14 protein-coding genes are annotated in these 15201 nt (G+C 39.7%); all 14 read right to left on the bottom strand.

Annotated elements, in window-relative coordinates; all coding sequences use genetic code 11:
• Nucleotides 1-254 (bottom strand): hypothetical protein (locus NT145_01015; protein MCX5781276.1); only part of this gene is annotated, 254 nt, incomplete at its 3' end.
• 318 nt (nucleotides 255-572) lie between these two features.
• Nucleotides 573-2174: a hypothetical protein gene (locus NT145_01010; GenBank protein ID MCX5781275.1), complete on the bottom strand. Its 1602-nt coding sequence runs from the start codon at nucleotides 2172-2174 to the stop codon at nucleotides 573-575.
• Complete coding sequence (locus NT145_01005; protein ID MCX5781274.1) at nucleotides 2171-3232, bottom strand: hypothetical protein; 1062 nt, start codon at nucleotides 3230-3232, stop codon at nucleotides 2171-2173. The genes NT145_01010 and NT145_01005 overlap by 4 nt, the downstream gene beginning before the upstream one ends.
• 253 nt (nucleotides 3233-3485) lie before the next feature.
• Nucleotides 3486-4199, bottom strand: a complete 714-nt coding sequence (locus NT145_01000) for a TlyA family RNA methyltransferase (protein ID MCX5781273.1) — start codon at nucleotides 4197-4199, stop codon at nucleotides 3486-3488.
• A gap of 21 nt (nucleotides 4200-4220) precedes the next feature.
• Nucleotides 4221-6077, bottom strand: coding sequence for a 1-deoxy-D-xylulose-5-phosphate synthase (gene dxs, locus NT145_00995; protein ID MCX5781272.1), 1857 nt, complete (start codon nucleotides 6075-6077; stop codon nucleotides 4221-4223).
• 62 nt (nucleotides 6078-6139) lie between these two features.
• The gene (locus tag NT145_00990) at nucleotides 6140-7039 is read right to left on the bottom strand and encodes a polyprenyl synthetase family protein (GenBank protein MCX5781271.1); all 900 of its coding nucleotides are present in this window, start codon (nucleotides 7037-7039) and stop codon (nucleotides 6140-6142) included.
• 59 nt (nucleotides 7040-7098) lie between these two features.
• Nucleotides 7099-7341: an exodeoxyribonuclease VII small subunit gene (locus NT145_00985; protein MCX5781270.1), complete on the bottom strand. Its 243-nt coding sequence runs from the start codon at nucleotides 7339-7341 to the stop codon at nucleotides 7099-7101.
• A gap of 213 nt (nucleotides 7342-7554) precedes the next feature.
• Complete coding sequence (locus NT145_00980; GenBank protein MCX5781269.1) at nucleotides 7555-8490, bottom strand: ATP-binding protein; 936 nt, start codon at nucleotides 8488-8490, stop codon at nucleotides 7555-7557.
• A 97-nt stretch (nucleotides 8491-8587) separates the two neighbouring features.
• Entirely contained in the window at nucleotides 8588-9700 is a 1113-nt protein-coding gene (locus NT145_00975) for a Fic family protein (protein ID MCX5781268.1), read from the bottom strand.
• A 353-nt stretch (nucleotides 9701-10053) separates the two neighbouring features.
• Nucleotides 10054-11481 (bottom strand): IS1182 family transposase, encoded by a 1428-nt coding sequence (locus tag NT145_00970; GenBank protein ID MCX5781267.1) that lies wholly within the window; start codon nucleotides 11479-11481, stop codon nucleotides 10054-10056.
• 203 nt (nucleotides 11482-11684) lie between these two features.
• On the bottom strand, nucleotides 11685-12890 hold the full coding sequence (gene xseA / locus NT145_00965) for an exodeoxyribonuclease VII large subunit (GenBank protein MCX5781266.1): 1206 nt from the start codon (nucleotides 12888-12890) through the stop codon (nucleotides 11685-11687).
• 63 nt (nucleotides 12891-12953) lie between these two features.
• The gene (locus NT145_00960; GenBank protein MCX5781265.1) at nucleotides 12954-13304 is read right to left on the bottom strand and encodes a four helix bundle protein; all 351 of its coding nucleotides are present in this window, start codon (nucleotides 13302-13304) and stop codon (nucleotides 12954-12956) included.
• A 46-nt stretch (nucleotides 13305-13350) separates the two neighbouring features.
• Nucleotides 13351-14127 (bottom strand): TIGR00282 family metallophosphoesterase, encoded by a 777-nt coding sequence (locus NT145_00955; GenBank protein ID MCX5781264.1) that lies wholly within the window; start codon nucleotides 14125-14127, stop codon nucleotides 13351-13353.
• 109 nt (nucleotides 14128-14236) lie between these two features.
• A partial coding sequence (rny, locus tag NT145_00950; GenBank protein MCX5781263.1) for a ribonuclease Y occupies nucleotides 14237-15201 on the bottom strand: 965 nt, incomplete at its 5' end.

Here is a 15201-nt window from a genome sequence, read left to right as displayed (position 1 = left end):
ACTCTTTTCTGCTCCGCAGTTACTGAATTATTTTGAATTGCCGCAGGATTACCTTTCGCCTTCGCTGTATCATTTATTTTTGCTTCTTTTTTTACCATTTTTTTCACGGGTTGCTTCTGCGAACTACTTGCTTTTTTTTGTACCTTGTCCAGGCCATCAAATGCTTTCTTGGCCCCGGACGGCTGAGAATAAGCAATATTCCCCGCAAAAAACATTAAAATTGCAACGATAAATAATCTAATTTTTTTATTCATTTTTACCTCTTATAACCTCGCCACCTGCGGGGAGCACCTACGGTCCACCCCGGAAGTGCCTTTTCCCTTAACTTTAAATCAGTATTTCTGCCACTTTTTTTCTATTTCGCTGAATTTGTACTCGCTCATTCTTTTGATCCTTTCCATCGGAACTTAGGGGACGAACTTAGGGGACAACTTAGGGGACGTAGTTAGATAATACGATATTGATAAGGCAAACTCAAAATGATGTTATCAAATTATGCTTAGTAATGAATTGCTAAAATGAATATCGTATTATCTAACTACGTCCCCTAAGTTTATGAAATTTTTCGTTCACTATTTCTTCATTTGTTCTGCATTTAAATATCCCTTGCCATTGTAATGCATTTCTTCTTGTGGATTCAAAGTATTTGAAAAAAGATACTTATCCTTATCTTTCTTTGAAGAAAACAACATTGCCGCAATCATTAAGGGATACGGAGTGTTGGAATAAGAATCGTTAATTGTTATACTCATGTTTCGAAGCACAATCTCCGCGCCCGAATCTGCGCCAGGTTCAAGAAGTCCCTGAAGTTTTTCAAATTCTAACCCTTTTTCCCAAAAACCAACTATATAATCACACTCACTTGATGTTTTAAGCATCTTTTTGTAAAAAATTGTTTTTCCGTTTTCGTCTTTGATGTTTATTTCAGGCGCTTCATATGCTATAACAGCTTTTCCTTTTATTTGATGCGGCACAAATGCGCTTACAGCTTTTTTAAGATTGGGATCATTTTTTGCTTCCTGCGGTATGTTCTTTGCAGAAAAACCTGTAATTTCATCCTGCTCTTTTAATCCTAATAGTACATCACGTATGCCCTTCCATTCGCTCCTATCCCCGGTAAGAAAATTGACGGTATAACTACCGTATATGTCCTGCCGCCCCTTATACCAAAGGAATTTTCCGCTAATCTGTCCTAAATATTTTTTCTCGGCTTTAAATAGATTTTCAGTTTCTGCTTCTCTACCGTTTGTGTTAGCAACAATGACTTTTATTTTATGATATCCATCTTCAAGTTTTGAAAAATCATAATTGTATACAAAATCCCGACTGAAACTGTTTGCTATCGGTTTAATCCCTGTGTTTGCACCTTTGGACTCAACCATTAATTTCCTGCCCTCACCAATCTTGCCGCCGTAATTAAATGTCGGGCCGTTGCCTGTATTTATCTGTTTGTCATCTAAAAATATCGTAACTTCATCCAAATCCTTTCCATTTGTCATATCAATGTTAACAGTTACCGGAAAATCCGTTTTCAGGTCTTCTTCTTTCAAAACCGCCCCCTCCTTCGGGTTTTTTATCGTAATCGCAAACGCCCCTTCGGTGTGAGTAAGTTCCGACAATGGGTTATATTTTGTCCCACCTTGTTCCAGAATCAAATGAAGATGTGCTCCAGTCCCAATCCCCGAAGTCCCAACTGGAGCAATCGGCTCACCCTTCATTATACCAGACCTCTCGTTATCTTTATTAATTCTTATTTTTCGCTCAGGCCAGTTATTAGTTTTTCCTCTAAGTAAATAAAGTCCTTCTTTGTCATATCCAACTTTAAAGATTCCCCCACTTTTTGGAAGGGGTCCGGCCTCAAATAAATGAAAATATTTCCATATCTTATTACCTGATTTAATTTCTATAAACCATCCACCGCCTCCGATATCATCATAACTTAATTTTGTTATCATCCCATCTTCTACCGCATTTATGGCAATACCCTTATCGGCATCTCCTGGTAAAGGACTATAGTCAACACCATTATGAAAGTCCCAATTCTTTCTTGCTGGATGGACTCTTGGGCCATAGGAATCTTTGATTGAATTACTATTAAATGGCAACTCAGCGCAGTTTACTTCCGGCATGAAAAGAAATATTAGTAATATAATATAGAGTAAATACTTTTTCATAATTGATCGTTAAATATTTCTTTTTTTCTACTTATATTTCCTGATTTTTTTTCAGAGATTAAGACCTTTATTGATTCAATCTCATCATTACGCAAGAGCTTCAAATCGTTCGAATCAAGCTCGTTAAATTTTTTCCTAAATTTGAGCTCTCCTTTAATATCGTAAAACTCAACTATGCCATTTTCTTGAATATCAATCTCTTCTAAAATTGTGTTTATCGTAATCTTTCCGGATTCAGTAATGTTAGCTGAACCTCTTATATTTTCAGGAGTAATTTTTATCTTCTTTTCTAAAACATTAAAAAAATTTATTACTCCATTTGCGCTGAAATACCCATATTTACCGTTTTTGGTTAAGAATATTTCTGAAATTTCATAAAATTCTCCAAATGCCCAGACGATGTTCCCATTCTCATTATAAATCGCAAGATAAAATTTATTTTCATGGTACACATTATCTATCGCACAGGTTACAAGAAATACTCTGTAACCGTCTGCTGAGATTATATAAGATGGCGGCATTGTCATTGAAACATTGGTTTTTTCCCAAAGCTTATTACCCGAAACATCATAATAACTAAAAGTGGAGCTTGAAACATACCAGTCTTCCGCTAATTCGGCATCTTCAGTAACAACTCCTGCGAATTGTCCGTTATCTGAAACCAATCCTTCAATTGTATTCCTGTAGATGTATACATCTTTTTTCTTTTCTACAACTTTCAGCTGTATTGTTTTTATTGCCTTCCCCTTCTCATCCAAAAACTGCAATTGATTCTTTTTCTCGTCTTTTACTATTTTCCCTTTTGCTTGCACCGTATTTGGAACAGTGCCTGAGCTGGAAGCAACCGCTAAATTGTTTTTTGTTTTGCCCACATTCTTTGTCTTTGCTATTTTCTTTACTACTTTCTTCGCCTGCTTTTTAGGGGCTTTGTTAACACTACTTTCTTCCTTATCCAGGCTGTCAAACGCTTTCTTGGCGCCAGACGGTTGAGAATTGGCCGTACTAACACCAAAAATAACAAGCGCTGAAACAATAATCAAATTGATTTTTCTATTCATTGTTACCTCTTGAAACGAAGGCCTATGCGTAAGATAGAGTTTACGATAATATTGCGATTTCGTAAAGTGTAGTTTACACTCACTATCCTGTTCGGGCCCTGATTCCCCGTAATTACCCCATTTATTAACCTACTTGTAAAGTTATTACCTATTTAACTTTAGAAATGTCTTTTGCATATAACGCGTAAAAATTATAAATATCTGCCATTTTATTTTCCTTTGTCTTTACTGGTAGCTGGTTGCGGGTAACTGGTTACTGTTTCTTCAGCCACAAAAAATGCTCAATGTTTCCTTCAGGGCCTTTAACCTCAGAATCAGCTTCGCCTAACAAAACTAAACCCAATTTTCCCGAGAAGCTTCTAATCTTTTCTATGGCTTTTTGCCGTATGGATTCGTCCCTTACAACACCTTTTTTAAGCTCTTTAGGCAAAGACTCAAATTGAGGCTTAACCAAAGCCAGGATTTCGCCGCCTGAGTTTATTATTTCAAATGCAACCGGAAGAATTTTTTCAAGAGATATGAATGAAACGTCTATTGTAACAAATCCAATATTGTCTTTCAATAATTCCTTTGAAAAATAGCGGAAATTTACGCTTTCAATATTTACAACCCGCGGATCATCCTTTAATTTTTCGTGAAGAAGATTCCTCCCTACATCTACCGCGTACACTTTTTTTGCCCCGTTTAAAAGCATAAAATCGGTAAACCCGCCTGTTGAAGCCCCTATATCCATGCATATTTTATCTTTAAATGAAATATTTAGATTTCTTGCGGCCGATTCAATTTTTAAGCCGCCGCGGGAAACATAGGTTTTTGTTTTCTTTATTGTTATATCGGAAGAGCTCAATACAAAAGTGCCCGGCTTAAGAATCGGAACCCCGTCAACAAGAATGGCTCCGGAAATAATTAAACCTTGAGCTTTTGTCTGTGTTTCGGCAAGACCTTTATCAAAAAGTATTTTATCCAATCGTTCTTTTTTTAGTTGCACTTATTTAAATGTGCGGTACCACGCTGCTATTTTTCCCGCGATTTTTCCAGGAGTAAACCCATATTTTTCTCTAAGTATATCGGGGCTTCCGTGCTCAATAAAGTGGTCAGGAAATCCGGTTTCAAAAACATGGATGTTTTTTCCGGCTAATCGTTCGCTGACGGCGCTGTATAATCCGCCGATTGATGAATTTTCTTCAATAACAGCAAAATATTTTGTTTTTTGAGCTAAAGATAAAATTAGCTTGGCATCAAGCGGTTTCAAAAAACGCATGTTCACTACCCCGGCTTTAATGTTTTTATCAGCCAAAATTTTTGAAGCCTCTAGTGACGGATAAACGGTATTTCCTATCGCAAGAATATAAAGATCTTTTCCCTCTTTTTTTATTTCAGCTTTTCCCGGCCGTAGAACTTTAAGTTCATTATCCAAGTTTATTCCTATGCCATGCCCTCTAGGGTAGCGTATTGCGACAGGGCCCTCCAAAGTAAATGCTGTTTTTAGCATATGCTGAAGTTCATTTTCGTCGGCAGGCGCCATAATCGTAAAATTTGGAATAAATCTCAAGTACGAAAGATCAAACGCTCCCTGATGAGTGGGCCCGTCTTCACCGACTATCCCTGCCCGATCTATTGCAAAAACAACCGGAAGTTTTTGAAGAGCAACATCGTGTATCATTTGATCCAGGCTTCTCTGCAAAAAAGTGGAATAAATTGCGCATACCGGGCGCATCCCTTCGCAGGCAAGCCCGGCAGCAAAGGTCACTGCATGTTCTTCGGCTATCCCGACATCAAAAAAACGTCTCGGGAACTCTCTTCTGAATGCGTCTAAACCCGTGCCTTCCGCCATCGCTGCCGTAATGGCAACTATTTTTTCGTTTTCTTTCGCAAGCTTTATCAAAGTATTTGAAAAAACCGAAGTGTAGCTTGGAACATTAGAGCCGGACTCAATTTCTCCTGAAGAAATATTAAATTTTCCTATACCGTGAAATTTTGTTGGGTCGCTTTCCGCCGCTGAAAAACCTTTACCCTTTTTTGTTATAACGTGCAGCAGCATCGGAGCTTTCAGTTTTTTTACTCCGTTAAGGATATCAATAAGGTCATTAATATTATGCCCGTCCACAGGCCCGACATAAGAAAAACCCATTTCTTCAAAAAGCATTCCTGGGAAAAGCAGAACTTTAAACCTTTTTGCAACGCGTAAAATCTGCGCGCCCCAAAAATGCAGCCGCTTAAAAAATTTCTCAATCTTCTTTTCAAAGCCTTTCCATGTGCCGGCGGTAATTATTTTCGCTAAATAACCTGCTAAAGCGCCGACTCGGTGAGAAATAAACATCTCATTGTCGTTTAAAATAACAAGGATATCTGTTCCCAGATGCCCGGCGTTCTGCAGGGCTTCAAACGACATTCCGCCCGTCATTGAACCGTCGCCGATAATGGCAACTACTTTATTATCCTGTCCCTTAATGTCCCTTGCAAGAGCATAACCCAGTGCCGCAGAAATTGCGGTAGAAGAATGCCCGACAGTAAAAGGATCGTATTCCGATTCTTCCCTGTTTGGGAAACCGCTTATTCCCCCGTATTGTCTTAATGTATGAAACCTGCCGTATCGCCCTGTAAGAAGCTTATGCGCATACGCCTGGTGTCCTACATCCCAGATTATTTTATCTTTCGGCGCATCGTAAACATAATGGAGAGCTATTGATAACTCAACCGTGCCAAGACTTGAGGCAAGATGCCCGCCTGTTTGGGACACAGTTTTTATCATTTCGTATCTAATTTCTTTTGCAAGTTCAGGCAAAGCTTCTCTTTTTACACTCTTTAGATCTTCGGGCTTCGTAATTTTTTCAAGTATTCCCATTTTATCCTTTTTGTCATTACTGGTCACTGGTCGCCGGTTGCTGGTCGCTGGTCGCGTCTCTACTAATATTGCCTTTGAATTATATAATCGGCCAACTGCGACAAAATCTCGGCTTTTTTACCAAATATGTTCAGGCTTTTTTTTGCATTAATAATCAATTTCTTAGCTTTATTTTGGGATTCTTCCAATCCGTATAATGACGGGTAAGTCAGCTTATTATTTTCCAGGTCGCTTCCCCTTTTTCCAAGAAGTTTCTTATCGGCAGTTATGTCAAGGATATCATCCACTGCTTGAAAAGCAAGGCCAACATATCTGCCGAATTGATTTAAGGCATTCAGTTGTTTTTTGCTGGCATTAAAAAGAGTTGCCCCGATAAGAAGACTTGCCTGAATTAAGGCGGCGGTTTTATTTAAATGAATAAATTCAAGGTTTTTCTTGGCAGTATTCAAATTCATCTTGTTCCATCGATTTGTCTCAATGGTATCTTTCATTTGGCCGCCAATCATTCCCTTATATCCGGCAAGTTTAGCAAGCACAAGCACTGAATCAATTATTCTTTGTTTGTTTAACCGTTTGTTTTCGCCAAGGTTTCCCATCAAACGAAATGCGTCCGTTAAAAGAGCGTCGCCGGCCAATATAGCAGTTGCTTCTCCGAATTTTTTGTGGCTGGTGGGTTTTCCTCTGCGCAAATCATCATTGTCCATTGAGGGAAGATCGTCATGAATCAAAGAATAGGTATGAATAAATTCTAAAGCCGTGGCTGCCGGCAAAATATCCGCAATATTTTTTGAACCGCAAATTTCAGCTCCCAAAATTACAAGGATTGGCCTGAGGCGTTTTCCTCCGGCAAAAACAGAATATCTCATTGCCCTTGAAATTAACGAATTATCTTTCGGCAGATATTTTTTCAGCGCTTTTTCCACTAACTTTGACTTTTTGGTTAAATAGCTTTTCAGTTCCATGTTTTTAAACTTAATTTCCTTTTGTCTTTGCGTTTTTACTATGAACTCATAACTAATTACTAATCACTGTTTTTTTCGTCTTCCGGTTCAAAAGGTTCTGCTGTCATTTTCCCGTCTTTTTTTACAAGAATTTCTATCTTCTTCTTAGCTTCTTCAAGTTTTGTTGAGCAAAACCGCACCAGTTTTATCCCTTCCTCAAAAAAAGCAAGCGATTCTTCCAGATCCATCTGGCCGCCTTCCATTTTTTCCACGATTTCTTCAAGCCGTTTAATTGCGCTTTCAAACTTCAAGGTCTTTTTCATAGTAAACCTCTTATATACCAAACCAACCCCGGGGGTTGGTTTGGTATTGTTTCAATCCGTTGGTTTTGAAGATTAGTCCCTGTGGTTTGCATTGTTTATTTCTCCTAGTTCAAGTTAGTGTAGTTAGTAAAGCCAGACACCATTGCCGGATTCGGAGCCGTTCAACCTCGTAGGTTGTACGGCCATTACCAATCCAGGGGCCTAACACGGATTCTATATAATTGTTATATCTTTTATTCGACCTTGATTATCAAAAGAAATTGTGTATTTGCTTTCTTTAGTCTGCATATTTTCAGCATCAAGATAATAAGGCAATGTAAAAGTTTGATTAACTAATTTTGTGATTACGGTACTGAAATTAATAATTGGTAATTCCCCGCCATCTGCATGGATAATATTATCTATACTTCCTGAATATACGGCAAATTTCCCTTCTTTTCCTCGAAAATATTTTTGAGTAACAACAATATCATTAGATTTATTCCCATCCAATCGATAACTAGAAACATTCACATATTGAGGAAGTTCTATAACAAAAGAAGGATATTTTGCGATCCCTTTTCCATTGTTCCGCAATAAAATTAAAATTTGATCGGGACTAATTTCTTTAAGTAGAAGCTGTAGATCAGGTTTCTTTGTTTTATGAAATAAATCTTCTACTATTTTAAGGTCAATAGAATTAAAAGTACCTCCTGCTCTAATATAAAACTTGTAATCCTGCACACTTCTATGAGGAGACGCCTCACTTTCAGGTATATAAACGGCCATTACTCCTTCATCGGGTGAAGTTTCTATTGGCAAATATTCAACCCCTTTGACCAATCTCTCTACAATTCTACTTTCAATTTCTCTCAAATTGGATTCATACTTTTTCAAACCTTTGATAGGATTCTTGTCTATTATTATATCTACATCATCAGCTGGTCTTGGCCTTGCTCTAATGCCAAACAATATAACACCACCAGAAGTATTTGCAAATCCTGAAAGCGCCTTTGCAAAAAGCTTTTTGTCATTTGGTGATAGTTCGGCACTTGTTGCGTCTTCTTTTTCTTTGCAGTCCATCCAATTAGTTTCAAACTCTTTATTCATCATATTTGCATTAATATACTCAAGACTTAACTTCTCAAATAAAATTCTAGCATTATTCATGAGTAATTCCCTCTTGAGATTACGGCTTCGGAAATTAGGGACAGGGAAATTAGGGACAGACACCTATTTAATAAAATAGGGCCTTTTTGCTCCACAATTACCAAACAAAGCCATAGCGGACACTGCGGCCTTTGCCGCCGATATGGCGAATAACTTTCTTTTGCAAAAGATCGTCTATTTCCCTAAAAGCCGTAGCACGGCTTGCTTTCGTCATACTTGTGTATTTCCGTGTGGTAAGGCCGCCTTCAAAACCATCGGTCCCTGCCTCAAGCATTTTATGTATTACTTTTCTTTGCCTTTCGTTTATTTGAACTTGAGAATGGGCCTTCCAAAATTCCGCCTTCTTTAATACATGTGAAACGATGTTTTGTGAGCCTTCAACCGATTTTATGAAAGATTCCAGAAACCATTCAAACCATTTGGTAGGTTCTAGTCTGCAATTTTGGACTTTTTCAAGAATTGAGTAATACTCGTTTCTTTGTTTTATGATCTGTGAAGACAAACTGTAGAACCTGACATTAATATTTTCGTCCTGGGCTAGTGCCATATCTGTAAGTGCGCGCGCAATACGGCCGTTGCCGTCTTCGTATGGATGTATAGTAACAAAACGGAAATGTGCTGCTGCTGCGCGAAGTATACCGTCCATTTTACCGAATGATTTATTCCACCAGTCAACAAAAAGAGCCATTTCTTCTTTCATCTTTTTTTCGGGAGGAGCTTCAAAATGTACTTTTTCTTTTCCGATAGGACCTGAAACCACCTGCATAGGGGCATTCCCTCTTAGAGCGCCAACACGAATTTTATGTAGTCCTGAATATCCGGTAGGAAAAAGCGCCGCCTGCCAGCCGTTAAGCCGTTTTATTGATAAAGGTTTGGAATGATTACGAACAGCATCAAAAAGAACTTCTACAAGACCATCGGCGTTCCGCTCTTTCGGCAAACCAACGCCTTGCGGCAAACCCAAGCGAACCGCAACCGAAGAACGCACGGCATTGCGGTCAAGCTTCATGCCTTCTATTTCTGCTGTCCGAACAGCTTCTTCAACGAGCACTTCTGCCTGGGCTTCTACTTCAAGACGAAGTTCCAATGCGGACATTTTTCCCAAAAGGTTGCCTTGCACGAGGCGAGCTTTGGAAAGAAGCTCCATTACCGCCTTATGGTCGTACTCAAGGTTTTGCCAGTTTTTGTTTTCCCAGATATAGCGCTTCAACTTATTCTCCTATGAAGCGATTAGACTGCCTAATCGCCTCATATCGTGATACAGTTATAGCATGTAATCGCTTTAATTTCAAGGACTTGTAAATAGGGACAGACACCTATTTAATAAACCAGCAAGTTGAGCAACGACACTACCATAGATTCCCGCTAACTATCCGCGGGAATGACCCTTCGACTTGGTTCGACTTCGCTCACCACGGGACGCTCAGGACAAGCAAGAGTGGTTCCCCCCGGACAAGAGACTGTGTCATAATTGGATCACGGAATCAGTTCTTTGACAACGAAGCATAAAATTTACCGGTTAACCGGCAAAAACAATAATAAACAGGGGAATCCCTGTTGTTCTTAAGACATTAGCTTGGCAACCAGCGCCTGCACGCCAATAATGCTTATCATCCGCGACATGTTGAAGCAACTGGAAAACAACGACATTTCTGCTTTAACACCATCAAGACCTCTTAACAGAAATGCTGTAACCCCCAGATTTCGCTTAATGTGCCCGAAAGGGAGCTCAACCTTTTGTTTTCTTAAGCGGAATATTGTCTGCGATTGCTCTTTTGTAAAATTTTGTTCAAGTATTTTCTTAGTTTCTTCATTGGCAAGCCGTTTTATGCGCCTGCCTTTGTTTGATGTTGTGCATATTCCGAAATGCACGCAATTTCGACATAAATTTCTGTCAGAAATGCTATAAACGTTCATGTTCTTTTCTTTGTCAAGGTGACTATACGGCAGCTTGTGTCCTTGTGGGCATATGTAAGAATCGGTCTGTGAATCATACGTAAATTGTTCTTTGGCAAACGGCTCTGAATTTTGCTGACTGGTTTGTTCTTGTGAAGGCACAATAACATTGACATTTTTGTCCGCAATCTTTTTTAGTTCATCGGTGTTAGCATAACCGTCATCGGCACAGGCATTTTTACACTTATGTTCAAGTGTTTCATGGGCTTGCTCTATTTGATTTGCAAATTGTTCGCGGTCATTATGTTCATTGACAACATCGCTATTGACTATTAATCCGTGTTTTTCGTCAACAACGATTTGCCCGCTGTAACCGGAATGTATTCCCTGTCGTCCTTTCACTTTTATACATTCCGGATCAGTGGAATTCATTGATTGAAGTTCCTGGCTCTTTAGTTCTTTCATAATGTTTTGAACCTTTGATTTAAGAGCTTCTTTGTCTTTCAGTTCTTCTTTGAGCTTTACCAAAGAATCGCTGTTTTGTTCTTTTTCATCTATAACATCGCATTCTTTAAGTATGGATTCAATATGTTCATCTATGCTTTTAAGATGTTTTTCGCATTTTTCCTGTGTCCATGTGTTATCTATCGCTGCATTGGCTCTTATTTTACTGCCGTCCACAAACAAAGTATTGCCTTCAATAAGGCCAAGCTTTATACATAACCTGGCACACTGCTTTAATATGTTTTTTAGAGCTCTTTTATTATCTGTTCTGAATCTGGCTATGGTTTTATGGTCTGGCTTTAAGCCGCCCATAAGCCAGATAAATGATACATTATGGTATGTGGCTCTTTCCAGTTTCCTTGAACTGCGGATACCGTAAGAGTAGCCATATACAAGCAGCTTAATCATTGCCTTGGGTTCATATTCAGGGTTGCCTACTTGGTTTTCATCAACTATTATCCCAAGTTCACCAAGTTCAAGCGATTCCACAAAAGCGTCGTAGGCCCGCACAGGGTCATCTTCACGAACATAGTCTTCGATACTTTGCGGGAACAAGTTCATTTGATGCCGGTCGCCGTATCTGTATGCCATAAGAATATCTCCTTTTTGCTATTATGGAGATATTTTAGCATTTAAAGTTTTAAGGAGCAATTTGTTTATCGTCGTATCCTCGACGGAGATTAAATCATGTAATTATGACACAGTCTCCAAGTCCGGGGAGCCCTGGCCTTCGGCAGCCTCTGGATCCCGAATCAAGTTCGGGAATGACAGGCAACTTAGGATGCCACTTCGTGTCAATTAATTTTTTCCACATTTGCAAATATTTCGCCTTTTGAAAGTTTAACTTTTACCGTATCATTGACGCTTAATATCTTTGCATCTTTGACTATTTTATTTTGTGGAACACTAAAACAAACAGAATAGCCTCTGTCCAATATATTAAGGGGCGAAAGAAGCCCTAGTTTTTCTCTTAAAAGGCCCCATTCTTTTTGTTTTGCGTCCATAAACATCTGGGAAAAATGCAATATTTTTTCCTGAATATCATCTATTTCATGAATCTTATCCTCAAATAAAGCAGCCGGGTTTTGAATGGCCTTGCTGTCAGAAATATCTTTAAGTCTTTCTTCTTTTTCGGAAAGCATAAATTCCATCTGATTGACAATATGATGTTTTAGGTCATCTAGTTTTTCTATAAGTTCCGCTTTATTTTTTACTACGAGCTCTGCCGCCGATGAAGGAGTTGCTGCTCGCATATCCGCAACAAAATCGGCTATTGTATAATCTATCTCATGCCCCACGCAGGAACTCACGGGAATTTTTGATGAAGCGATAGCTCTTGCCACCATTTCTTCGTTAAAAGCCCAAAGATCTTCTATTGAACCCCCGCCGCGGCCTACAAGCAAAACATCCAGGCTCGGATAATTATCATTCAAATATTTAATTGCTTCAGAAATATCGTATTTTGCCTCGTCGCCCTGAACGTGCACCGGATAAAGAAGAATTTCAACATTTGCATAGCGCCTGTTTATAACTGAAAGGATATCTTTTATTGCCGCGCCGGTTGGAGACGTAACTATACCGATTTTTTGAGGCAGCAGAGGTATAGGTTTTTTTCTTTCCGGATCAAACAACCCTTCTTTTTCCAGTTTTTTCTTGAGCTGTTCAAATGCCAGCTGCAGAGCCCCTTTACCGGCAGGTTCAAGGTAGTTTATAACAAACTGGTACTCACCTCGTTTAGGATACGCCGAAACCCTGCCCCGCGCAATTACTTTTATTCCGTCTTCAGGCGTAAATCTGAACGAACGGCTTGTGCCTCGAAAAATTACCGCTGATATCTGCGATTCTTCATCCTTCAGAGAAAAATACATGTGGCCGGAAGAATAAGTCTTGAAATTGGATATTTCTCCTTCAACCCATATGTCGGGATAGACGTCTTCAAAAACAATCTTAATTTCGTTGTTTAGTTCAGAAACCGTATATATTTTGTGTCCATCTTCCATTGAGACAGTCCCCAGTTACCGGCGACCAGAAACCGGTAAATACAAATAAGCACTTGCACTACATTACAGACTTTTAATCATTCTAAGAATCATTTTGATTTCAAGTTTAATCAAATTTTGGACTTCCGCCAACTCATCATTTTTGCAATAGTTTAGTTGCTTTGTTATCTCAAAATGAGTTTCCAGCTCTGCACATGAACCCAACGCGATATAAAGAAACTGCCGGTACTCGTTATCGTGATTCCGGGCAAAACCCTCGGCAACATTGGATGGAATTGAAACCGCTGCCCTTCGAACTTGAGATACAAGCCCAAATATCTCTTCCTTTGGAAATTGTTTTGTCAACAAATATGACTGTTTGACAATCTGCATACCATTTTGCCAAATTCTCAATTCCCTGAAGTCTTGCACCATTTCATGTCCTTTGCTGGTAACTGGTTGCCGGTTGCTGGTTGCGGTTTTACCCCTGAATTGAGAATCTCCTAATTGACTGCGCCTTACCTGAATTTTCGTCTATTTCAACAACGCACCCTTGCATAACGGTCTGGCCCTTTGCTACCACAAAAGGATGGGGTAGCCCGGTTAAAAATTTCTTTAAGACAATCTCTTTGTCCATCCCTATAACGCCTTCTACGGGGCCGGTCATCCCGACATCAGTAATATAGGCTGTCCCTAGGGGCAGTATTTTTTCATCAGCTGTCGGAATATGCGTATGGGTGCCTATCACCGCAGATACTCTGCCGTCAAGATACCAGCCCATGGCATTTTTTTCAGAAGTTACTTCAGCATGGAAATCAACTATAATCACCTTTGTTTCTTTTTTAATTATTTCAAGAATATCGTTGATTCCCCTGAACGGACAATCAATATTCGGCAAATATATCCGGCCCATAATATTTATGACGGCTATTTTTCCTTTTCCATCCAGATGATAAACCCCGTACCCTTTCCCTTGAACGTTGGGAGGATAATTGGCGGGCCTTAAAATTTTAGGATTATTTATTACTTCCTCAATTTCTTTTCTATCAAACGCATGGTTTCCCAAAGTTATAACATCTATCCCGCATCCAAAGATTTCTCTTGCCGTAGGCCCGGTCAAGCCTTTGCCCCCTGCGGCATTCTCCGCATTTGCAATTATGAAATCCGGTTTTTCTTTTTCCTTTATTTCAGGAAACCTTTTGCAAAGTGTTTCTCTTCCGGGCTGGCCGACGACATCGGCGATAAAAAGAATTTTCATATTATTAATACCTCTCCCACCTACGGGGAGAACCTGCGGTCCACCCCGCAGGTGTCTTTAAGTCTTTTGTTTTTACCTAATCCCCACCTACTATTACCTATCTACTGTCTTATTTTGCGATTTCCTGGGCTCTAGTTTCCCTGATTACGGTAATTTTTATATGCCCCGGGTATTCAAGCTCTTGTTCAACTTTTTTGGCTATATCGTGCGCAAGAATCTGGGCTCCTTTATCGTCCACATCTTCCGGTTCAACCAAGATTCTTACTTCTCTTCCGGCCTGAATAGCGTAAGCAGACTCAACTCCTCTGAACGAAGTGGCAAGTTTTTCCAGTTTTTCAAGGCGTTTAAGATAATGTTCCACCGATTCTTTTCTTGCGCCGGGCCTTGCTGCCGATATTGCGTCCGCAGCGCCTATTACAAAAGCCTCCGGACTTTGCGGAGCTTCAATTCCTTCATGATGAGAAATTATGGCATTTACCATTTTAGGCGATTCGCCGTATTTTTTTGCTATATCCGCGGATATCTGATGATGGGTTCCTTCAACCTCTTGATCAGCTGCTTTGCCGATATCATGCAACAGGGCGGCTTTTTTGCAGAATGCCACGTCAAGCCCTAATTCCCCCGCAATAGCTCCGGCAAGCCAGGTAACTTCAAGAGTGTGCTGCAGCTGATTCTGCCCGTAAGAAGTTCTGTATTTAAGTTTGCCTAAAAGTTTTATTATTTCGGGATTAAGATTTATAACCCCGGCATCAAGCGCGGCCTGCTCTCCCGCTTCCTTGATTGTATTTTCCATTTCCCGTTTTACTTTCTCTACAACTTCTTCAATTCTTGCAGGATGAATTCTGCCGTCCGCGATAAGGCGTTCCAAAGATATTTTTGCTATCTCCCTTCTTACCCCGTCAAACGCAGAAACAGTGATTGCTTCGGGTGTGTCATCAATGATAAGATCCACGCCGGTTGCCTGTTCAAACGCCCGGATGTTTCTTCCCTCGCGCCCTATTATGCGCCCCTTAATTTCATCGTTAGTTATCGGAACATAGCTCGTGGTTATTTCCGCCGTGTGTTCCGCCGCAA

This window comes from Elusimicrobiota bacterium (assembly GCA_026388075.1).
Taxonomy (GTDB): domain Bacteria; phylum Elusimicrobiota; class Endomicrobiia; order Endomicrobiales; family JAPLKN01; genus JAPLKN01.
The sequence above is the reverse complement of the archived record's forward strand: the minus strand, read 5'-3'. Positions and strand labels throughout refer to the sequence as shown.

Coding starts and splice junctions, on each gene's coding strand:
- NT145_00970 (MCX5781267.1), bottom strand. CDS start 11,481: ATGGCATACAGATACGGCGACCGGCATCAAATGAACTTGTTCCCGCAA.
- xseA (MCX5781266.1), bottom strand. CDS start 12,890: ATGGAAGATGGACACAAAATATATACGGTTTCTGAACTAAACAACGAA.
- NT145_01005 (MCX5781274.1), bottom strand. CDS start 3,232: ATGAATAGAAAAATCAATTTGATTATTGTTTCAGCGCTTGTTATTTTT.
- NT145_00960 (MCX5781265.1), bottom strand. CDS start 13,304: ATGGTGCAAGACTTCAGGGAATTGAGAATTTGGCAAAATGGTATGCAG.
- NT145_00985 (MCX5781270.1), bottom strand. CDS start 7,341: ATGAAAAAGACCTTGAAGTTTGAAAGCGCAATTAAACGGCTTGAAGAA.
- NT145_01010 (MCX5781275.1), bottom strand. CDS start 2,174: ATGAAAAAGTATTTACTCTATATTATATTACTAATATTTCTTTTCATG.
- NT145_00980 (MCX5781269.1), bottom strand. CDS start 8,490: ATGAATAATGCTAGAATTTTATTTGAGAAGTTAAGTCTTGAGTATATT.
- dxs (MCX5781272.1), bottom strand. CDS start 6,077: ATGGGAATACTTGAAAAAATTACGAAGCCCGAAGATCTAAAGAGTGTA.
- NT145_00955 (MCX5781264.1), bottom strand. CDS start 14,127: ATGAAAATTCTTTTTATCGCCGATGTCGTCGGCCAGCCCGGAAGAGAA.
- NT145_00990 (MCX5781271.1), bottom strand. CDS start 7,039: ATGGAACTGAAAAGCTATTTAACCAAAAAGTCAAAGTTAGTGGAAAAA.